General features: G+C 65.6%; 21 protein-coding genes and 2 riboswitches. Of the genes, 8 read left to right on the forward strand and 13 right to left on the reverse strand.

The genetic code is table 11. The features are described from left to right. Window positions 1–42: 42 nt before the first annotated feature. The 6 genes from mobA to H9639_RS14910 form a co-directional block, all read right to left on the reverse strand. On the reverse strand, window positions 43–708 hold the full coding sequence (mobA, locus tag H9639_RS14885) for a molybdenum cofactor guanylyltransferase (RefSeq protein WP_225219648.1): 666 nt from the start codon (window positions 706–708) through the stop codon (window positions 43–45). Next, window positions 708–1,205: an HNH endonuclease gene (locus H9639_RS14890; protein WP_191808852.1), complete on the reverse strand. Its 498-nt coding sequence runs from the start codon at window positions 1,203–1,205 to the stop codon at window positions 708–710. Before H9639_RS14890 ends, mobA begins: the two co-directional genes overlap by 1 nt. Window positions 1,206–1,428: 223 nt before the next feature. Further along, window positions 1,429–2,193: an NlpC/P60 family protein gene (locus H9639_RS14895; protein ID WP_191808853.1), complete on the reverse strand. Its 765-nt coding sequence runs from the start codon at window positions 2,191–2,193 to the stop codon at window positions 1,429–1,431. A gap of 28 nt (window positions 2,194–2,221) precedes the next feature. Continuing rightward, window positions 2,222–3,022 carry an NlpC/P60 family protein gene (locus H9639_RS14900; RefSeq protein WP_191808854.1) on the reverse strand — a complete coding sequence of 267 codons (801 nt, stop codon included), beginning with the start codon at window positions 3,020–3,022 and terminating at the stop codon, window positions 2,222–2,224. A gap of 4 nt (window positions 3,023–3,026) precedes the next feature. Then, window positions 3,027–3,183, reverse strand: a riboswitch (cyclic di-AMP (ydaO/yuaA leader). Between the two features lie 126 nt (window positions 3,184–3,309). Beyond that, complete coding sequence (locus H9639_RS14905) at window positions 3,310–4,077, reverse strand: M23 family metallopeptidase (protein ID WP_191808855.1); 768 nt, start codon at window positions 4,075–4,077, stop codon at window positions 3,310–3,312. A gap of 3 nt (window positions 4,078–4,080) precedes the next feature. Continuing rightward, window positions 4,081–4,292, reverse strand: a riboswitch (cyclic di-AMP (ydaO/yuaA leader). A 143-nt stretch (window positions 4,293–4,435) separates the two neighbouring features. Continuing rightward, window positions 4,436–5,134 carry a metal-dependent transcriptional regulator gene (locus tag H9639_RS14910; protein WP_191808856.1) on the reverse strand — a complete coding sequence of 233 codons (699 nt, stop codon included), beginning with the start codon at window positions 5,132–5,134 and terminating at the stop codon, window positions 4,436–4,438. A 228-nt stretch (window positions 5,135–5,362) separates the two neighbouring features. On the opposite strand from H9639_RS14910, the gene serC reads away from it, so the two are divergent. Then, a complete protein-coding gene (gene serC / locus H9639_RS14915; protein WP_191808857.1) occupies window positions 5,363–6,490 on the forward strand; it encodes a phosphoserine transaminase in 1,128 nt (375 codons plus the stop codon). A gap of 65 nt (window positions 6,491–6,555) precedes the next feature. Here the strand turns inward: serC and H9639_RS14920 are convergent, their stop codons facing one another. Genes H9639_RS14920 through H9639_RS14930 form a run of 3 tightly spaced genes read right to left on the reverse strand, consistent with a single transcriptional unit; the run spans window position 6,556 to window position 8,790 of the window. Further along, a complete protein-coding gene (locus H9639_RS14920) occupies window positions 6,556–7,830 on the reverse strand; it encodes an MFS transporter (protein ID WP_191808858.1) in 1,275 nt (424 codons plus the stop codon). 54 nt (window positions 7,831–7,884) lie between these two features. Then, a complete protein-coding gene (locus H9639_RS14925) occupies window positions 7,885–8,391 on the reverse strand; it encodes a DUF3027 domain-containing protein (protein WP_191808859.1) in 507 nt (168 codons plus the stop codon). A 15-nt stretch (window positions 8,392–8,406) separates the two neighbouring features. Beyond that, the gene (locus tag H9639_RS14930) at window positions 8,407–8,790 is read right to left on the reverse strand and encodes a cold-shock protein (protein WP_191808860.1); all 384 of its coding nucleotides are present in this window, start codon (window positions 8,788–8,790) and stop codon (window positions 8,407–8,409) included. 220 nt (window positions 8,791–9,010) lie between these two features. Here H9639_RS14930 and H9639_RS14935 point away from each other — a divergent pair, with 220 nt between their 5' ends. The 6 genes from H9639_RS14935 to H9639_RS14960 all read left to right on the forward strand — a co-directional run bounded on the left by H9639_RS14935 (window position 9,011) and on the right by H9639_RS14960 (window position 16,353). Beyond that, window positions 9,011–9,322, forward strand: coding sequence for a hypothetical protein (locus tag H9639_RS14935; protein ID WP_191808861.1), 312 nt, complete (start codon window positions 9,011–9,013; stop codon window positions 9,320–9,322). Between the two features lie 40 nt (window positions 9,323–9,362). Next, window positions 9,363–11,798, forward strand: coding sequence for a helicase-associated domain-containing protein (locus H9639_RS14940; RefSeq protein WP_191808862.1), 2,436 nt, complete (start codon window positions 9,363–9,365; stop codon window positions 11,796–11,798). Then, window positions 11,791–13,437 (forward strand): DNA repair helicase XPB, encoded by a 1,647-nt coding sequence (locus H9639_RS14945; protein ID WP_191808863.1) that lies wholly within the window; start codon window positions 11,791–11,793, stop codon window positions 13,435–13,437. Before H9639_RS14940 ends, H9639_RS14945 begins: the two co-directional genes overlap by 8 nt. A gap of 117 nt (window positions 13,438–13,554) precedes the next feature. Continuing rightward, window positions 13,555–14,268 (forward strand): response regulator transcription factor, encoded by a 714-nt coding sequence (locus H9639_RS14950; RefSeq protein ID WP_066301796.1) that lies wholly within the window; start codon window positions 13,555–13,557, stop codon window positions 14,266–14,268. A 54-nt stretch (window positions 14,269–14,322) separates the two neighbouring features. Further along, the gene (locus H9639_RS14955; protein WP_191808864.1) at window positions 14,323–15,879 is read left to right on the forward strand and encodes a sensor histidine kinase; all 1,557 of its coding nucleotides are present in this window, start codon (window positions 14,323–14,325) and stop codon (window positions 15,877–15,879) included. A gap of 183 nt (window positions 15,880–16,062) precedes the next feature. Next, window positions 16,063–16,353 (forward strand): WXG100 family type VII secretion target, encoded by a 291-nt coding sequence (locus H9639_RS14960; protein WP_191808865.1) that lies wholly within the window; start codon window positions 16,063–16,065, stop codon window positions 16,351–16,353. Between the two features lie 120 nt (window positions 16,354–16,473). Here H9639_RS14960 and groL read toward each other — a convergent pair whose 3' ends face one another. Continuing rightward, entirely contained in the window at window positions 16,474–18,111 is a 1,638-nt protein-coding gene (groL, locus tag H9639_RS14965; protein WP_191808866.1) for a chaperonin GroEL, read from the reverse strand. Window positions 18,112–18,694: 583 nt separating this feature from the next. Between groL and H9639_RS17220 the strand changes: the two genes are divergently transcribed. Beyond that, a complete protein-coding gene (locus tag H9639_RS17220; protein WP_318242112.1) occupies window positions 18,695–18,976 on the forward strand; it encodes a TM2 domain-containing protein in 282 nt (93 codons plus the stop codon). 83 nt (window positions 18,977–19,059) lie between these two features. Here the strand turns inward: H9639_RS17220 and H9639_RS14975 are convergent, their stop codons facing one another. From H9639_RS14975 to H9639_RS14985, 3 genes are all read right to left on the reverse strand, one after another. Continuing rightward, window positions 19,060–19,263, reverse strand: coding sequence for a cold-shock protein (locus tag H9639_RS14975; protein ID WP_066301805.1), 204 nt, complete (start codon window positions 19,261–19,263; stop codon window positions 19,060–19,062). Window positions 19,264–19,461: 198 nt separating this feature from the next. Continuing rightward, window positions 19,462–20,109 (reverse strand): LytR C-terminal domain-containing protein, encoded by a 648-nt coding sequence (locus H9639_RS14980; RefSeq protein ID WP_191808868.1) that lies wholly within the window; start codon window positions 20,107–20,109, stop codon window positions 19,462–19,464. Between the two features lie 34 nt (window positions 20,110–20,143). Continuing rightward, window positions 20,144–20,452: a DUF3263 domain-containing protein gene (locus tag H9639_RS14985; RefSeq protein WP_191748821.1), complete on the reverse strand. Its 309-nt coding sequence runs from the start codon at window positions 20,450–20,452 to the stop codon at window positions 20,144–20,146. Window positions 20,453–20,525 lie beyond the last annotated feature (73 nt).

Raw genomic sequence — 20,525 nt, forward strand, 5'->3', positions numbered from 1 at the left:
GCTCCTTTTGTTCCTGGGGCGTCGGCGCGGAACCGGCAGGGCTCAAACAGCGCGGCTGCCCGGGCTGATCCCCCACTTTCCGGCATCGGCCCAGGTGTCCACGTCAGCGGTGCTTCCCTCCGGCACGGCAACCTCTCTCCACTGCACCCTAGCAAGGAGCCGGAACATTGAGAGATTCTCCAGTCCCCCGGGATGTCCGTTCACCGAACTGCGCGATTGCACTGCACCGCGCAGCTCATCCGTCCGGTACAGAGCTGCCAGCGGCTGCAGCGCCCCGCTGCTGTCCCTGGCCATGAGCGACGTGCCTGGCTCACTGCTGGCCTCGGCCAGCAGTGCCTGGACGGCTCCGGCAGCCCCGGGCATGTCGCAGGCCAGCACCAGAGTCCAGGGGGGCACAGAGTCCTCAGCGGCGCCGGCACGGCAAAGCGCATCCACCGCCGCCCCGACGGCCGCCGCAGGGCCGGAGAAGGCAGGCTCTTCCCGGACAAAGAAACACTGCGCGGGTACAGCGGGCAGGACGTCCTCCAGCTCGGCGGGCCCGGCAACAGCGACACGGCCGGCCTGCCGAACAGTGTCAAGAGTACGTTCGAGGAGGGTTTTCCCCTCAAGAATGAGTCCTGCCTTGGGGACTCCGCCCAGCCGGGAGGACCTCCCGCCAGCGAGGACCACCGCGTTGAAGACCGGCAGCGTCCCGGTTTGAGGTTTCATCAGGCGGCCGTGTCGCCAAGGAAAGGGCTCCACTGAGCCGCAGGCTGGTCAAGTTCACGGATCTGCCAGCGGGCGCCGCGGGGCGGCCTTGGAGTAAACCGCAGCTTCCAGCCGAGCTGGTTCAGCGTTTTGTCCCCTTTGTTGTTGTTGCAGCGCAGACAGCACGCCACCAGGTTCTCCCAGCTGTCCTCACCGCCCCGGGACTTCGGGACCACATGATCCACGGTGGAGGCTTGTTTGCCGCAGTACGCGCAGGAGTGGGCGTCGCGCCGCAGGACTCCCCTGCGGGTGGCAACGGAGTCCTCACGGTAGGGAATACTGACGTACCGGTTCAGCAGGATCACCGAGGGGCGCCCAAAAACATCGGCCGGACTCACCACAGGCACACCGCTCTCTGCCAGCACACTCGCCTTTCCGGTCAGCACCAGAACCAGTGCGCGCCGGAAGGTGACAACGGCCAGCGGCTCGTAGCCCGCATTCAGCACCAGGGTTCGCATGCACGTTCCTCTACGCCTTCCCGCGGGTCCGGCAAGAAAAAAGGTCCACCGGCACTGCGGTTCTTTGAATCTTCATTGCAAGGGTAAGCCGGGATTTCGATTCCCGCTATTTAATCGGCTCGAAATACCGGCGGAGGCTGAGCGTGATTCGCGTCCGGAAACACCAAAGGACCCTCCCGGAGGGGAGAGTCCTTTGGTGAACTGTGTCAGGTTCTGGCTGCTGCTAGCCGCCGACGCGGATGTACACGCCGCCGGAGCCAAGCTCAGCCGGCGCAACAACGGTCTGGTTGCCGAAGAAACCGCCGTGGACGGCCTGACCATTGCCAACGTAAACAGCAATGTGGGCCATGCCCATGCCGCCGTCGGCGTAGTAGATCAGATCGCCGGGAATTGCTTCGCCCGCGCTTACGGTACGGCCCAGGGAGAGGTAACCCGCCGGCCATCCGTGGAAGTTGATGCCTGCCGCTGCCAGGGCGTTGGTAGCGAGCATGGTGCAGTCCTGCATCACACCCAGCTGGGCGTAGGCAGCTGCGGCAATTGTGGCGGCAATCCCGGAGGAGGCAGCCGGTGCCGCGGAAGCCGCCGGAGCAGCTGCGGTCTGGGCGGTTGCCGCCTGGGCGGGAGCCTCAGCTGCCGGAGTGGTGATTTCCTGCGACTGAACCGTCACGGCCTCAACTACCGGCTCTTCGGCCACGATGACGCCCGGAACCGGAGCGAACGTGAGCTCAGGGCCAACGGCATCCGCGGGAACCTGCAGCGGGATAGAAGACAGATCCAGCTTGCTGGTCTGCACATCGCGGGAAAGTTCCGGTCCTGCTGCATTTGCGGCGACGCCGGTGCTGAGCACCAGGCCGGAGGCAGCGGCGATGACGGCAGCCTGGCGGCCGACCGTTCCCGCGTTGGAGGTGACGGCGTCGGCCAGCGCGGTCAGTGAGCTGGTGCGCTGGACAGGCGCCCGGTGGCGGGCGCGCTCAGTTGTCGAGGTCATGGCGGTGTGCTCCGTTTATCTGACCGTGTCAGCTGACGCGGACGAAGCTTGCGCCGGGAAGATCGGACAGGGAGTGGAGGCCGGTGTTCATGCCGTTGAGACCGCCGCTGATGACCTGGCCGTTGCCGACGTAGATCGCAACGTGCCCGCCGGTGATAACCAGATCGCCGGCCTGCGGGGATCCCACTACGGTGCCGTAGGCGAAGAACTGGGCCGGGGCGAGGTCGCCGACGGACTTGCCAACCGAACGCAGAGCCTTCTCGACCATGGCGGTGCAGTCCTGTGCGACGCCGATCTGAGCGTAGGCGGACGCAACCAGGCCCGCAGCAACGCCGCTGGCGCTGACCGCAGGTGCAGCAGCTGCCGGTGCGGAGGAGGCGGTGGTGACGCCTGAGGCGGCCGGGGCCGGCGCCGGTGCGGCGGCGGCCTGCTGTGCAGCGTATGCCTCCTGCTGGGCGGCGACGGCGGCAGCGGCTTCTTCCGCTGCAGCCAGCTCAGCGGCAGCGATCTGGGCGCGGGCTTCAGCACCGGAAAGCGAGCCCGCAAGCGGGGCAACCGGAAGATCGAAGGGTGCCTGCTCGGAGACCGTTACGGTCCCGTTGGAGGTCACAACGTTAAGGGGGGTTGCTTCAAGTGCCTGGCGGTCGGTCGAAACCGGAGCGGCCTGGGCCGGCATACCAGCGGCCAGAACAAGGCCGGAAGCTGCGACGACGACGGCGGCCTGGCGGCCGACGGTTCCTGCGTTGGCGGTTACAGCCTTGGAAAGGGCCGTAAGCGTGCTGGTCGGAGCGGTGGCAGCGCGACGGCGGCCAGATTTGATTGATGACACAGTTTTTGCCTCTCCCAATGCCTACGAGGTGAGCTGTCGGATTCGGATGGGAGTCACCCGGCCGCCGGACTGCGAAGTCCGGCAACTTAACCCCTAGGGCTTCTTTCGAAACCCGAAATTGGTTCCCCCGCCTCTGCCATGCGATTTTGCGAACGGATCTCAAACGGTGGCAGAGCTCGGCGATCCGCTTGAGAGTGCTTGACCTTTAGGCCGATCAGGCACGGTGACGAGAATATAACAACATCAAGGAAATGTCACGCTCAGGTCACGAAAAGATATTGGAGCGGTCACAGCCAGCCGAGAGGGTCGACAGGAGTGCCGTTTACGAGTACCTCAAAATGCAGGTGGCAGCCCGTCGAGGCGCCCGTGGTGCCGCTGGCTCCCACCAGGTCACCGCGCTGGACTTCATCCCCCACAGAGACACTGATCGCTGAGAGGTGGTTGTACGTGGTTTCCACCCCGTTGCCGTGGTCCACGACTACCCGGTTTCCACCGCCGTAGGCGTGCCATCCGGCGGACTTAACCTTGCCTGCCGCGGCGGCGGACACCTCAGTGCCGCAGGCTGCCGCAAAGTCCTGGCCGGTATGCAGCTCTCCCGCCGCGCCGGTGATGGGGCTGACCCGGTAACCGAAGGCTGAGGTCTGCACCAGCTCGGAGTCCAGCGGAGTCGCGAGCGTGCCTTTGGCAGCTGCCGGGATGACATCCGAGCCGGCCACGCTGAGTCCCTGCAGCTTCGCATCCGGATCAAACTTGCTGGTCAGCGCCGCCCGGTCGAACTCCAGTGTGGCGTTGGGATCGGCGGAAACCGGGGCGGGAGCCGCAGTGGCTTCCGGCGCCGGCAGCGGATCGACGGCTGCTGCCGTCGTCGGCAGGGCAACGGTCAGCACCAGCCCGGAGGCGGCGGCCGTGATGGCAAATTTCTGGGCAGATCCCCCCAGCGGGCGGCGGACAGGTTCCGCGCGTCGCCGGCCGGTGGTCCCGGCGGCGGCACGTGGGCGCACTGGAGCGGCCGTGGTTTCGGCCCTGCGCCTGCCCGAAGCAACGTGCTTCGACAAGTGGTTCCCTCTCTACAAAGCCTGCGAAGTTAGCTGTCGGATTCGAGTAGAGAACTCGGCCCACGACGCGCGGGAGTACCGCTGTGCGGAATTCCTGTGCTGCTCGGAGGCTTCACCCCAAGACAGTGCTGGCACTGCCGGTTGATGGGTCCTCCGCCCCTGCCTGCGAACGGTTACACCTGCGGTCCAGTGGCAGGGTTCGGCTGTCGGACCGGTGAACGGTGTTGTTGCTGTAGTCAGAAGTCACTATAGGGGAAAAATCCCAAAAGATACCATTCCGTTACCCAGTCCCCGGACAGCTGGCCGGCAGCGCCCGCCATAACCACCGGGAAACCGTGCGGTTCCGGAACCGGACCGGCTACGCCTGGCTGGTGACGAAAACGTGCGCGGCCACTTCGGTGGGGAGCTCCAAAGCGCCTTCAATGCCGGGCACACGGACGGAGATGTACCCGCCGACCACCTCCGCGGTAATGGAGGCGCCGGGGCGCAGCCCGGCCTCATCCAGCTGCGCCAGCAGCTCCGGGTCCACCTGGATGGGTTCTGCCAGCCGCAGCAGGTTCATCGGCGTGCCGGGAGCGGCTGCGCTGACGGCGGAGACCAGGTCCCGGTAGCCGTCCGCAGGGGCCAGGGCGGTGATTCCGCCCAGTGCCTCCAGGCCCGGGATGGGATTGCCGTACGGGGACTCCGTGGGCTGGCCGAGCAGGTCATAGAGCCGGCGTTCAACGCGTTCACTCATCACATGCTCCCAGCGGCACGCCTCATCGTGGACGTACGCCCAGTCCAGCCCGATCACGTCCGCCAGCAGCCGCTCGGCGAGACGGTGTTTACGCATAACCTCGGTGGCGCGGCGCCGGCCAAGTTCGGTCAGTTCCAGCTGCCGGGTCCCTGACACAACAACCAGCCCGTCACGCTCCATCCGTCCGATGGTCTGCGAGACCGTCGGGCCGGAATGCCGCAGACGCTCTGCGATCCGCGCGCGGAGGGCCACGATGTTCTCCTCTTCGAGCTCAAGGATGGTTCGAAGATACATCTCAGTTGTGTCGATGAGGTCCGTCATGACCAGCCGCTCCTAGAATTCGTGCGGAAGATTGGGTTGAAAACCACTGCGGCGCAGACTGCGCCGCAGGTTCGCTTCCACGTTAGCCCATGGCGCCAATTCGGGGGCAATTATCCACTTTCGCTGCCCGTTGCCAACTCCCGTTCACAAATACCTGCGGCAGGGACCGGAGGTGCAGAATAGAGGAGTATCTACAGCACCCTGCCAATCCGCTTGGAGCAAACAATAATGGGCGAAACCGCCACGCTTACGATCCCCGCAGAACTTCTTCCCCAGGACGGGCGTTTCGGTGCTGGTCCTTCCAAGGTACGTCCCCAGCAGATCGAGGCGCTGTCCGCAGCCGGCGCCAAGCTCCTGGGCACCTCCCACCGCCAGGCACCGGTCCGGAACCTGGTCGGCTCCATCCGCGAAGGGCTGTCCGGCCTGTTCTCCGCTCCCGAAGGCTACGAGGTAGTCCTCGGCGTGGGCGGTTCGACGGCGTTCTGGGACATCGCTTCCTTCGGCCTGGTGGAGAACAAGGCCCAGCACCTTTCCTTCGGTGAGTTCGGCTCCAAGTTTGCAGCCGCCACCAACAAGGCACCATTCCTGGCAGATTCAAGCATCATCAAGGCAGAGCCGGGCACCCGCCCCGAGGCCCGCGCAGAAGCCGGCGTGGACGTCTACGCCTGGCCGCAGAACGAAACCTCCACGGGTGTTGCCGCCCCCGTGCGCCGGGTTGCCGGCGCCGATGAAGGTTCCCTGGTCCTGATTGATGCCACCTCCGCCGCAGGCGGCCTCGACGTCGACCTTGCCGAGTCGGACGTCTACTACTTCGCCCCGCAGAAGAACTTTGCCTCCGACGGCGGCCTGTGGCTTGGCATGTTCTCCCCCGCAGCGATTGAGCGGGCTGCCCGGATCAATGCGTCCGGCCGCTGGATTCCGGATTTCCTGAACCTGCAGACGGCGATCGACAATTCACGCCTTAACCAGACGTACAACACGCCGGCCCTGGCCACCCTGGTGACCCTGAACGACCAGGTCCAGTGGCTCAACGCGAACGGCGGCCTGTCCTTTGCGGCCGGACGCACGGCGGACTCCGCCAGCCGGATCTACTCCTGGGCAGAGGCCTCTTCCGTTGCGGCGCCTTTCGTTACCCGGCCGGAAGACCGGTCCAACGTCATCGCCACCATTGATTTTGATGAGTCGATTGACGCTGCAGCAATCGCGAAGACCCTGCGCGCCAACGGCGTTGTGGACGTTGAGCCGTACCGCAAGCTCGGCCGCAACCAGCTGCGCATCGCCACCTTCGTGGCAATCGAGCCGGACGATGTCAGTGCCCTGCTGAACTGCATCGACTACGTGATCGAGCATTCGTAGCATCCTGCCGGACCGGACCGGAGTGAGCTGACTCCCGGTCCGATCCGCGGACAGGACCCCGGGCGCTACGGTGCCTTGGGGTCCTGTTCTGTTTCCCGGCTCGTTACTACCAGACGGCGGCGGACCGTGCGGTCATAGTGCAGCCGCAGGTGGTGGGACCGCCAGGCCCAGACCAGGCCGATGACGGCGGTGATCAGTCCGGAAGCCGCGGCGACGCCCAGGCTCCAGCGGGGTCCGAAGGCATTCGATACCCAGCCGACGATTGGAGCGCCCAGCGGGGTGCCGCCCATAAAGATGGCGAAGTAAAGCGCCATGACCCGCCCGCGCATCACCGGCGCCGTCGTCGTCTGCACGTACGCGTTGGCACTGGTCATCAGGGTGAGCGCAAACAGCCCGGTGGGGATCAGGGAGAGCGCAAAAATCCACAGTGTGGGTGACGCCGCGGCCACGGCGCAGGAAAGACCGAAGGCGCCCGCTGCCCCGAAGATGAACCGGAGCCTTGGTTTGTCCCTGCGGGCGGAGAGCAGGGCTCCGGTCACCGAACCGATGGCCATGATCGAGTTCAGCAGGCCAAAGATCCCGGCGTCCTGGCCGAACTCGGTCCGGGCCATGGCCGCGATATAGACGGCGAAGTTCAACCCGAAGGTACCCACGATGAAGATGGCCACCAGCACCATGATCAGGTCCGGCCGGTAGCGCACGTACTTCAGTCCGGCGCGGATCCGTCCCTTCCCGGCCGGAGCCTTCGGCAGGATGCGGAGCTCTCCGGACCGCATCTTCAGCAGAGCCAGGATCATGGCCGCGAACGTCACCGTATTAATCAGGAAGACCCATCCCGGACCAACTGCCACGGTCAGCAGACCGGCGACAGCCGGACCGATCATCCGGGCACCGTTGAAGGAGGCACTGTTAAGCGCGACGGCGTTGGGCAGGTTTTCTTCGCTGACCACTTCGGAAACGAAGCTCTGCCGTGCCGGCGCATCGATGGCTGACACAATGCCGAGGGCCAGGGCAAACGCATAGACATGCCAGAGATGCGCGTGGCCGGACAGCACCAGCAGGCCCAGCCCCGCACCCAGGGCAGCCATTGCCACCTGGGTGGTGAGGAGGACCTTGCGGCGGTCATACGTATCCGCTATCAGGCCGGCCCAGGGGGCCAGCAGCAGCTGGGGACCGAGCTGGAGCGCCATAACAATCCCCATGGCTGCTGCATCCTGGTGGGTCAGGATGTCATAAACCAGCCAGTCCTGGGCGGTGCGCTGCATCCAGGTGCCGATATTGGAGACAAGCGCTCCCAGGAACCAGATGCGGTAGTTGAAAATGCGAAGCGAACGGAACATCCGGGTTCACTCCTCCCTATCGGGATCATGAACCGCGTTCCAAACACTCACCGGTTATTCGTCCTCCATTGCCGCAGTCTTGGGAGCGGCGTCCTGTTCTGCTTCGGTGTCTTCGGGTTCCGCGCCTGATTCGACGGCTGCGTCAGCAGTGGCCTGGGCCGCGGCAGCTTCCGCCGCCTCGGCGGCCACGTCTTCGGGCCTGATCCGCTCGGACCAGGGCACCCATTCCGGCGCCAGGATCGAGTCTTCCGAGGGCAGGAGCCCGACTTCACAAACCGTGGCGGTTTTTCCGCGGGGAACGCGGGCCAGGGTGGCAAACCACTGCCAGCCGCGGTAGCCGGGACGATTGGCCGCGAACCGGTGCGTTACCAGCCGGTCCGCCTCAGGAACTACGCCGATGTAGTCGCCGATCTGTTCCTCGGGAACCACCTCAAGCAATCCAGCCCGTGCCGTTTCCAGCGCAGCAGCCAGCACGGCATCCGGCTTGGACGGGCGCCGCGGGGCTTTCCTGGCCGTTGCCTTTTTGGGCTCTTCTGTGGGAGCAGTCGTGTCGTTGTTCACTCGGAGGCTCTACCTCTAGGCGTCGAGGTCGTCGGCTACGGCCCGCAGCACCGCCGCGACCTTGGCGGCGTGCTTCTTCTCCGGGTACCTGCCACGGCGCAGGCCATTGGAGATGCCATCGAGCAGCTTGATCAGGTCTTCGGTGATCACAGCCATGTCATCCGCAGGTTTGCGCGTAGCCTTGACCACCGACGGCGGAGCCTCCAGTATCCGGGCGGACAGCGCCTGCGGGCCGCGGCGCCCGTCTGCGACACCAAACTCCATGCGTGTTCCGGGCTTCACCTCGGTCACACCGGAGGGAAGCGCTGAGGCATGCAGGAATACTTCCTGGCCGTCGTCAGTGGCCAGGAATCCAAATCCCTTACCAGTGTCGAACCACTTGACCTTGCCGATGGGCACTTCGCTTACCTCGTTCTTGTCTGAAGTTCTTCGTTAATGGGTACGGCGCGCTCACGCGCACGTATGTTACTGCTCGCCATACTGCATCCGCCGGCAGCGGCCGGACACCTAGAGAGATACTACGGTGAAGTCTGTTCCCTTTAGAATATCCCCTGCCCCCAAGCCTTCCCCCGGCCGCAGCTTTGTGAGCGTGAATTTTTAGCTGCTAGCGTTTAAGCCCATGGAGCCCCGCCTGCCCGAGACCGGTAAAACCCCCGGACAAACAGCCAATTCCGCGTTCGGAAGCACTGCGCCGGGACCAGGCGCCGTGCCCCGGTCCCGCCGTTCGGCGGTTCGGCGGATCTTGACCGTGCTGGCCGCCGTGCTGGCCGTCGCCGGCGTCGCCAGCCTGGGACTGCTTCTGCTGCAGGCGCTGGGAGGGGCGGAGATCTGGCCCGGTTTCGCTGCCGGAGCCTTCTACGCACTGCCGGCCGCGTTTCTCCTGATGGCCGGGCTGGTAATTGGCTCAATCGTGCACCGGCGGCGCGGCTAACCCGTTTGTTTTTGGCCCTACTCGGGTAACGTATTGGACGATGTCCGCGATCCGAGCCTTGGCAGAAGACCTTGCAGCGCGCAGTGACGAACAACTGCGTGAGCTCCTCACCGCCCGGCCGGACCTGGCACTTCCCCCGGTCCCGGATTTCCAGGCCCTGGCGGCCCGCGCTTCAACGCGCATCAGCGTACAGCGCGCCCTGGAAAAGCTCACCGCTCCTCAGCTGCAGGTGCTGGAAGCACTGGATCTGACCACCAATGAAGATTCCCACCTGAGCACCACCGCGTCCTGGCTCAAAGCCTCGATTGCCGGTTCCACCATCAAGGCCCTGGATTCGATCCTGAGCTACCTGCACAGCCTCGCCCTCCTCCGCCGCGCCACGCCGCACCCGGGCGCCCCCAAAGCCGATGCCGGACGCCGTTTCTACCTGCCCGTCTCCGTTCTGGGGGATGCGCTGGGCGCCTATCCGGCCGGACTCGGACGGCCCTATTCCACCCTGGCTGCCCAGCAGCCCGAGTTCGGCCAGCGCCTGGTGGGGATCGTCGAGGGACTGCGCGAGCGCGGGCTTCCCCTGGAGAAGGCCGATACCCCGGCAACCGCCGCCCACTCGCTGCACCATCTGGTCTCAGACCCGGCCGGCTGGGAGGCACTCATGGCTGATGCCCCGCCGCAGACCGGTGAACTGCTCCGGCGCTTCAAATACTCGCCGGTCGGAACGATTCCCAAGAAGGCCGCCATCAGCCGGGCGGTCCTCGACAATCCCTCCCCTACACCGGTGGAATGGCTCGTGGCACACGGTCTGCTGGTTCCGCTCGATGCCCTGCATGTGGAGCTCCCCCGGCCCGTGGGACAGGCTTCCCGCGGCCACGTCATCGTCTCGGATTTCCAGCTGGAACCCGTGGCTCCGGAGCCCCGGCCCGTGCCGCACACGCTGCGGGACAATGCTGCCTTCGGAGCGGTGGCTGAGACCCTGCGCCTGCTCACCGAGCTGCTCTCCCTGACCAGTACGGCACCCGTTGGCACCCTGCGTTCAGGCGGAGTCGGGGTTCGGGAAGTCCGCCGGGTCTCCGAAGCGCTGCGGCTGGATATCGGGGCCACCGCCTGGCTGCTGGAACTGGCGGCGCTCTCCGGGCTCCTGGTTCTCGACGCCGCCACCGCCCGCTGGGGAACCGCGGAGAATGACTGGCTGACACTGGACCGCGAGGTGCAGTGGCGCCGCCTGGTGGAGTCCTGGCTGGAAGCGGAACGGGCACCGTCCCTGGTGGGTGGCCCGCTGCCCGGCGGCGGATCGCTGAATGCCCTCGCCGGGGAGCTCTCCCGCCCGGACGCTCCCCTGGTCCGGCGTCGAACACTGGAAATGCTCGCGGCCCTCTCCGCGGACGGCGAAGGCCACGAATCGCATTCCGGCGCCTTCGACGTCGAGGATCTGCTCAGCGCTCTCACCTGGCACCAGCCGCGCCTGCAGCGGCGCTTCGCCCGTCTGGTACCCGGGATCCTGAAAGAAGCGGCCCAGCTGGGCCTGATCGGTTCCGGCGCCCTCACCGAACTCGGTGCGGCCGTTGCCGCGTCCGATTTTGAACAAGCGGCCAGCCGGCTGCGCGAGGCTCTGCCCGAGCCGCTGAGCTCCTTCCTGCTGCAGGCTGACCTCACCGCCGTTGCTCCCGGCTACCTGGAACCGTCCGTGGCCCGCCAGCTGGCCCTGATGTCGACCCCCGAAGGCCAGGGACCCGCGGCAATCTACCGGTTCTCCGCCGATTCCATCCGGCGGGCCCTGGACGCGGAGATGGATGCGGCGTCCATCCTGGAGTTCCTGGCACACTATTCGGCCACCGAAATCCCCCAGCCCCTGCGGTACCTGGTGGAGGACACCGCCGCCCGGCACGGACGCCTGCGCATCGGGGCGGCCTGGAGCTACCTGCGCAGCGATGACGAAGCCGGACTGAACGCCCTGATGGCTGATCCGCGCTCCGCCTCGCTCGGGCTGACCCGGCTTGCGCCGACCGTCATTTCCTCGGCAGCTACTCCCCAGGAACTGGCACTCGCCATCCGGGATCTTGGCTACGCTCCGGTGATGGAAGGCCGGGCCCGGGAAGCCAACGGTTCCCATGCCCGCCCGCCTGTGCCCGCGTCGTCGTCGTCCCGGGTCCGGGTGAATCAGTGGGAACTGAGCGACACCGACCTCGATGCTCAGATAGCCGCCCTGCGCGGCCGCGGACCTGCCGGCGCCCAGAAGCACGATGAGTCAATGCCGCTGGTCAGCCTGGAAACCCTCCGCACGGCCATCCGGATTAAAAGCTCGGTCCGCATGGGCGTGGTGGACAGCCAGGGGAATGAGCGGCAGGAGATTTTTGTTCCTCTGTCAGTGGGAGAAGGCCGGGTACGGGTCTTTGATCCACGCCGCGACGTTGAGCGCGTAGTGTCGATACATCGGATTATGGACGTGGAAATAGTGGAGGGCAGCCCGGCACATGGTTGACGGACCTTTGATTGTCCAGAGTGATAAGACCATCCTGCTGGAAGTGGATCATGCACAGGCCACCGAAGCGCGCCACGCGATTGCGGCGTTTGCTGAGCTGGAACGGGCCCCCGAGCACATCCACAGCTACCGGCTGACTCCGCTGGGCCTGTGGAACGCCCGGGCGGCCGGGTTGGACGCCGAGCAGGTGCTGAACACACTGCTCACCTATTCCCGCTTCCCGGTGCCGCACTCGCTGCTGATCGACATCGAGGAAACGATGTCCCGGTACGGCCGGCTGCGGCTGGAGAAGGACCCGCAGCACGGTCTGGTCCTGCGGACCAACGACTACCCGGTGCTCGAGGAAGTGCTGCACGCCAAGAAGATCCAGCCCCTGCTTGGGCCGCGGATTGACGGTGAAACCGTGGTGGTGCAGTCGGCCATGCGCGGTCAGCTGAAGCAGCTGCTGCTCAAGCTTGGCTGGCCCGCTGAGGACTTCGCCGGGTATGTGGACGGCACTCCCCACCCCATCCTGCTCAACGAGGACGGCTGGGCGCTGCGCCCGTACCAGAAGCTGGCCACGGAGAATTTCTGGGCCGGCGGCTCCGGCGTCGTCGTCCTGCCCTGTGGCGCGGGAAAAACCCTGGTTGGGGCGGCCGCCATGGCGACCAGCTCCACCACCACCCTGATCCTGGTGACCAACACCGTCTCCGCCCGGCAGTGGAAGGACGAACTGCTCAAGCGCACGTCCCTGACCGAGGACGAGATCGGCGAATACTCCGGGGCGGTGAAGGAAGTCCGTCCGGTCACGATCGCCACCTACCAGGTGCTGACGCTCAAGCGCGGCGGACTCTATCCCCACCTGGAACTCCTGGACGCCAACGACTGGGGCCTGATCATCTATGACGAGGTCCACCTGCTCCCGGCACCCATTTTCCGGATGACCGCTGACCTGCAGGCCCGCCGCCGGCTCGGCCTGACCGCCACCCTGGTGCGCGAGGACGGACGCGAGGGCGAGGTCTTCTCCCTCATCGGTCCCAAGCGCTACGACGCGCCGTGGAAAGACATCGAGGCGCAGGGCTACATTGCGCCCGCCGACTGCATCGAGGTCCGGGTGGACCTGCCCCGGGACGAGCGGGTCGCCTACGCGATGGCGGAGGACGGCGACAAGTACCGGCTGTGCTCGACGTCGGAAACCAAGTCAAAGGTGGTTGAGCAGCTGGTCCACCGCCATGAGGGAGACCAGATCCTGGTGATCGGGCAGTACATCGACCAGCTCGATGAGCTCGCCGAACGCCTCAATGCCCCGGTGATCAAGGGCGAGACGCCGGTGAAGGAACGCCAGCGGCTGTTCGACCTGTTCCGTAAGGGTGAGCTGAAGACCCTGGTGGTGTCCAAGGTCGCGAACTTCTCCATCGACTTACCCGAAGCCTCCGTGGCCATCCAGGTGTCCGGCTCCTTCGGTTCGCGCCAGGAGGAAGCGCAGCGGCTGGGGCGCCTGCTGCGGCCCAAGGCCGACGGCCGGGCCGCGCACTTCTACACCGTCGTCGCACGCGACACCCTGGACCAGGACTTCGCGGCCAAGCGGCAGCGGTTCCTGGCGGAGCAGGGTTACGCGTATTCCATCCAGGACGCCGCGGATATCGGCAAGCCGGTCTAACCCGGCGCAGGAGCGCCCTCCGGCGCCGCGGCAGCTTCAGCGGCCACCTTGGGTATTTCCAGCTCTCTTTCTGCCGGCCTACAGACAACGTCCAGCTAAATGTAAGAAACTAGGCGGGTGAACAAATCGTCTGCCCCCGAAGCCAGGCTCCTCGTCGTCGACGACGAACCCAACATCCGCGAGCTGCTTTCCACGTCGCTGCGTTTCGCAGGCTTCGACGTCGTAGCCGCCGGGAACGGCCGGGAGGCCTTGGCAGCGGTGGACGAGCACAGTCCCGACCTGGCTGTCCTCGACGTTATGCTCCCGGACATGGACGGCTTTACCCTGACCCGCCGGCTCAGGGCTGCCGGCCGGCACTTCCCCGTGGTGTTCCTTACCGCACGGGACGACACTGAGGACAAGGTCACCGGACTCACGGTCGGCGGCGACGATTACGTCACAAAGCCCTTCAGCCTGGACGAGGTCGTGGCCCGGATCCGGGCCGTGCTCCGGCGTACCCAGCCCCTCGACGACGACGACGCCGTCATCCGGGTGGAAGACCTGGAGCTCGACGACGACGCCCATGAAGTGCGCCGCGGCGGCGTCACCATCGATCTCTCCCCCACCGAGTTCAAGCTGCTGCGTTACCTGATGCTGAACCCCAACCGGGTGCTCTCGAAGGCGCAGATCCTGGACCACGTCTGGGAGTACGACTTCAACGGCGATGCTTCGATTGTGGAGTCCTACATCTCCTACCTGCGCCGCAAGATCGACCGCAGCCCGGACGCTCCGGCGCTGATCCAGACCAAACGCGGAGTTGGCTATCTGCTGCGCACCACGGAGAAGCGCTAAACGTTGACCCGGCGCTGGAAATCGGCCTCACTGCGATCGCAGCTGGTGGCCATCATGGCAGTGCTGATGGTGGTTACTGTGACCATCACCGGCCTCGCGACCATTTATGTGCTGCGGCAGATCCTGGTCAGCCGGCTGGACGCCGATATCCAGGACAACGCCACCGCAATCTCCCGCTACCTCATTTCCGGCGGGCCGGCTGTGGATACGTCGCTCTTCCGGTTTTACGGTCTCTACCTCAATGACGACGGCGAACACGGGCCGGAGACCCATTCGGAAGACAACTTCGACACCCCGGTGCTCGGCAACCTCAACTCGGAAACCGTCAGCGAGATTGCCGGACGCGGCTTCGACGTCCCGGGCACTGCGCCCGGCAGCAAGGGCTGGCGGGTCCAGGTCTTTCCGATCGCCAACTTCCCGGGCTCGGTCGCCGTCGCCGTCCAGCTGGACTCCGTGGCGGAGACCGTTGACGAGGCCGCCTCGCTCGTGTTCTCCGTCGGGCTGCTGGGAACGCTGGGCGCCACAGGGATCGCTTACTGGGCCGTTACCCGCCAGTTCCGCCCGCTCAGCCAGGTTGAGAAAACCGCCGCCGCCATCGCCGCCGGTGACCTCTCCCGCCGCGTCGAAGTCGGCAACCCCGCCACTGAGATCGGCCGGCTCTCACGCTCCCTGAACGCCATGCTGGCCCACATCGAAACGGCCTTCGCCGCGCGCACCCAATCCGAACAGAAGATGCGCCGGTTCGTTCAGGATGCCTCGCATGAACTCCGGACTCCGCTGGTCACGATCCGGGGCTTCTCCGAGCTGTACCGGCACGGAGCGCTGCAGAAACCCGAGGACATCGGCGCGGCGATGGGACGCATCGAAAGCGAAGCGAAGCGCATGGGCCAGCTTGTCGAGGACCTGCTGACCCTGGCCCGTGTGGATGAGCAGCGTCCGCTGGAATACCGCCCCGTGGACCTGATGATCCTGGGCAACGACGCCGCCCTCGACGCCCGGGCCAGTGCGCCGGACCGGGAGATCAAGGTGGTGGGGCTGGGCGGCAGCTCTCCCCGGAGCGCACCCACCATGGGCGATGAAGCACGGCTGCGGCAGGTGGTGGCGAACCTGATGACCAACGCGCTGCGCTACACCCCCGCGGGCTCCCCCATTGAGGTGGCTGTCGGGGTGGCACCGGTGATCCATGACCGCATGGACGCTGTACTGGAAGTGCGCGACCACGGGCCGGGTATTTCCGAGGAGGACGCAGCGCGGGTTTTCGAGCGGTTTTACCGGGCCGACTCCTCGCGGTACCGGGAAACCGGCGGCACCGGGCTTGGTTTGGCCATCGTCGCGGCCCTGGTGGCCCAGCACGACGGCACCGTGCGGCTGACAGAGACGGAAGGCGGCGGCGCCACCATGTCCATCCGGCTCCCCTATCAGCAGCCCGAAAGCATGCCGGACCATGAGGACGACGGCGGCGCCTCCGGGGCACCGGCGGGCAGCCGGAAGGACGGTGCACCCAGGGCTGAGGACGGCAGCCTCGAGGTGGAGGCACGCGCCTCCCGCGACCAGGAGCCCGGCACCCCGGAGAACAGCCGCGGGCCGGAGGATGACCGGCGGCAGCCGTAGCCCCGCAGCTGCCGGCGCCTGAGGCTGAATCGGGAGCAGCTGCTCCTCCACACTGTGCTCTGGGATTTCCGGTGCAGGCGGCTTGTCCACAGCGCCCCGGTTCACCCGCGGACAGCCCGGTACTCCTGCCTAGGATCTGGCCCAGGACCGCACCCGGCGGGCCATAAGGACTGGAGGGGTTCCATGGCGGGTTTTTTCGTAGACAGTGACATCCTGGCTGCCAAGAGTGCCGAGGTGCGCGGCACCATCGACCGTTTGCAGACGGACGTCAACACTATGCAGGCCGGGCTTCAGTCCCTGGGCGAGTCCTGGCAGGGGCAGGCGTCGGCAAACTTCCAGCTGCTGATCGCAGACTGGCGCGCCACCCAGGCGCGGGTGGAGGAGTCCCTGGCCAGCATCAACCAGGCGCTGGCCTACGCCTCGGCCCAGTACGCAGACACAGAAGCTGCCAACACCGCACTGTTTATGCGCTGAGCGGCGCTGGACGGACCGCAGAGAGGCTAGCCAGGACAAAAGAAGGGCGCGGCACCCGGTTGGGTACCGCGCCCTCTCAGCGTTTGTGGCGCTTACCGGCTCTGGCCGGTGGGATGGGGACTAGAAGCCGCCCATACCGCCCATGCCGCCCATGTCGTCCCCGCCGCCCATTGCCGGAGCAGCCTTCTCAGGCTTATCGGCAACAACTGCTTCGGTGGTCAGGAACAGACCGGCGATGGAAGCCGCGTTCTGCAGTGCAGAGCGGGTCACCTTGACCGGGTCGTTGACGCCGGCTGCCAGCAGGTCTTCGTACTCGCCGGTGGCAGCGTTCAGGCCGAAGCCTTCGGACAGGCCGCGGACCTTGTCGGCCACGACGCCCGGCTCCAGACCGGCGTTGAACGCGATCTGCTTCAGCGGAGCGTCGATGGCGACCTTGACGATGTTAGCGCCGGTTGCTTCGTCGCCCTCGAGCTTGAGGTTGGCGAATGCCTTCTGGCCAGCCTGGATCAGTGCTACGCCGCCGCCGGCAACGATGCCTTCTTCGACTGCTGCCTTGGCGTTGCGCACAGCATCTTCGATGCGGTGCTTGCGTTCCTTGAGCTCAACCTCGGTTGCGGCACCGGCCTTGATGACTGCAACGCCGCCGGCCAGCTTGGCCAGGCGTTCCTGCAGCTTCTCGCGGTCGTAATCGGAATCGGAGTTCTCGATCTCGGCACGGATCTGGTTGACGCGGCCCGCGATTTCGTCGGCGTCGCCGGCACCCTCAACGATGGTGGTTTCGTCCTTGGTGACAACAACCTTGCGTGCCTTGCCCAGCAGGTCCAGCGTGGCGTTCTCGAGCTTGAGGCCAACTTCCTCGGCAATGACCTGGCCACCGGTGAGGATGGCGATGTCCGCCAGCTGTGCCTTGCGGCGGTCGCCGAAGCCCGGAGCCTTGACGGCAACGGACTTGAAGGTGCCGCGGATCTTGTTGACAACCAGGGTTGCCAGGGCTTCGCCCTCAACGTCTTCGGCGATGATCAGCAGCGGCTTGCCGGACTGCATGACCTTTTCGAGGACGGCAACGAGGTCCTTGACGTTGGAGATCTTGGAATTGACGATCAGGATGTACGGGTCCTCGAGGACAGCTTCCTGGCGCTCAGCGTCGGTGACGAAGTAGCCGGAGATGTAGCCCTTGTCGAAGCGCATGCCTTCGGTGAGCTCGAGCTCCAGGCCGAAGGTGTTGGACTCCTCGACCGTGATGACGCCTTCCTTGCCAACCTTGTCCAGCGCCTCGGCGATCAGGTCGCCGATCTGCTGGTCACCGGCGGAGATGGAAGCCGTGGCAGCGATCTGCTCCTTGGTTTCGATTTCCTTGGCGGAGTTCAGCAGCTCGGCGGTGACGGCTTCAACAGCCTTCTCGATGCCGCGCTTGAGGCCCAGGGGATCGGCGCCGGCAGCAACGTTGCGCAGGCCTTCCTTCACGAGGGCCTGAGCGAGAACCGTTGCCGTGGTGGTGCCGTCGCCTGCGACGTCGTCCGTCTTCTTGGCAACTTCCTTGACCAGCTCGGCGCCGATCTTCTCGTAGGGATCGTCCAGCTCGATCTCCTTGGCGATGGAAACGCCGTCATTGGTGATCGTGGGGGCACCCCACTTCTTTTCGAGTACGACGTTGCGGCCACGCGGGCCGAGGGTGACCTTGACGGCGTCGGCGAGGGTGTTCAGGCCCCGCTCGAGGCCGCGGCGTGCCTCTTCGTCAAATGCAATGATCTTGGCCATAACGGCTATCGTCCTTCCGGAACAGTCATGCTTGGATGTTGCATTCCTGGCTGAGATGCCCGCGACGGACGGAGCCACGCGCACGATCTCTTTACGTGCGTCCCGGCCCCTCACCCCAGTGGCTTGCTGGTTCACTCAACACCGGCGACTTAGCAGTCAACCCGTAAGAGTGCTAAGTCAATAATTAGCACTCCCGCCCTTTGAGTGCAAGCAGTCACGGTGGCTTGTGACCGGGGTTTCAGTGTTATTCCCCTGCCGCAGCAAACACGCGCCGGCATTCTGCCAGGCGCCTCACCCGATTGACGGCGGGGCGGCGTAGATTGGTTCTGCAGCAGCTCTCAGCCGCCCGCCCGGCGCCGCAAAGCCGGCAGGCATTCCCCGACCCTGTGAGGACCGGACCATGTCCATGAACCAGCCGCCGATTCCTTCTCCGGAAGGAGACGAGAACACCGGTGCGTCCCCGTCGCCGTCCGCGCCTGGCCCACACCCTGCCCCACCGCCACCACCCTATGGCCGGGCCCCCGGGGACTATGGAGCGCCGGGCCCCAACCCGCAGGAGCCGCACCGCGCTTACTATCAGCCGGTGCCTCAGGGACAGTACCCTCCCGGTTACTACTACGCAGTGGACCCGCCGAAGTCCCGCCTGGCAGCCGGCCTGCTGGGAATCTTCCTCGGCAGCTTTGGCGTCCACCGGTTCTACCTCGGTTACACCACCATCGGCGTGGTGCAGATCCTGGTCACGGTGCTCACCTTCTGGTTCACCTTCGGGCTCTCCGCGATGTGGGGGTTCGTGGAAGGGATCATGATCCTGGCCGGAGCACAAACATTCCGCACCGATGCCCGCGGTGTCCCACTGCGCGAATAAGCGCCGCGGACAGCCTGCGGACACTGACAGTGCCGGCAGCCGGAATACCGGCTGCCGGCACTGTCAGTTACTGGCCTGTTGGACTACACCGTCCGGACGTCTTCGGCCTGCGGACCCTTCTGCCCCTCACCGATTTCAAATTCCACCCGCTGCCCCTCTTCCAGGGTGCGGTATCCCGCGGACTGGATCGCTGACCAGTGAACAAAAACGTCGGTCTGGGCCTCATCAACGGTGATGAATCCGTAGCCCTTTTCCCCGTTGAACCATTTGACGATCCCCTGCGCCATGCTTCTCTCCCCTTTTCGGTTCCGTTCCGGCGGCCTGTGATCCACCGGAACAGCCGCCCGGTCGAGTCCGGCCGAGGTGTGGCCGGATCTCTGTCTCCGGGAGGCTGGCCCTTACTTTAGCCACACGCGTGACCAACAAGCATGGGCCGGGAGGATAGTTATGGAGATTTTATCTAGGGGCAGCAGCGGCCGTTCCGGCTACTGGAATCCCGGCCCCGCCACCACGGTGACGTTCGAGAACTCAGGTGACTCACTCAGCGTGGGAATCCCCAGGAGCGCGGACAGTTCCTCCGCGTTCGCCCGCTGAGCCTCGCCGTTGTAGAAAATCACTGAGGTCTGCAGCGGAGTTCCCGCCCAGTTCCCCACCAGAGCCGTCGTCCATCCGTCGGCTCCGATTCTGGCCGAGATACCGGCACCAAGGCCGGAAATCCCGCTGGCATTGAAGACGACTACCGGCTGCGACCGATCAGCGACCGGCGCCGAGGGGGACGGTTCAGGCGTCTCTGACGGAGTCTCCGAAGCTGAGGAAGAAGGTGAAGAAGAAGGGGAGGAAGAAGGGGAGGACGACGGCGTGGGAGAGGGTGTCTCCTCCGGGGCGTCTGCGGGGGCTTCGCTGGATTCCACGGCCGGCGTCTCAGAAGCGGCCGGGCTGGCATTTCCCTCGCCGATCCCCAGGCGCGGAAGCACGAAATAAGCAGCGAGCCCTACCAGCAGAGCAAGGACACCAACGGTAATGATCAGTCCGACGCCGCTGGAACGGGCGGGGATAAGGCGTTCACGGTGGACACCCTGCCGCGTCGAGGTCTCCGGGACCTTGTCGAACTCGTCCCTGGGATATTGGCTCATGGTTGTGTTTGCTGTCCTTGGTCTGTGGCTCGGCCTAGGCGTCTGAACCGATACGGCGGGCGGTCCTCGCACGCTGGCGGGTAGTACGTAGTCTACGCAGCCGCTTTACCAGCATCGGATCGTGCGCGAGTGCTTCCTCGGTATCGATCAGAGCGTTGAGGATCTGGTAGTAGCTGGTCGCAGAAAGTCCAAACAGGTCACGGATCGCCTGTTCCTTGGCGCCGGCGTACTTCCACCAGGAACGCTCCAGGGAGAGCATCTGCTGCTCACGTTCGCTCAGGGGACTATCAGGATCGACGGCACCGTCCAGTGAAAATTCCCCGGCTTCGGCTGATCCTGCCACTGCGTTGTCCCCGTTTCCCGTCCCGTCCCCCGGGCACAGCCGCATAGCGGGGTGTCCAGGGAAAAGAGTCTGC

Source organism: Arthrobacter gallicola, from assembly GCF_014836775.1.
Lineage (GTDB): Bacteria > Actinomycetota > Actinomycetes > Actinomycetales > Micrococcaceae > Arthrobacter_B > Arthrobacter_B gallicola.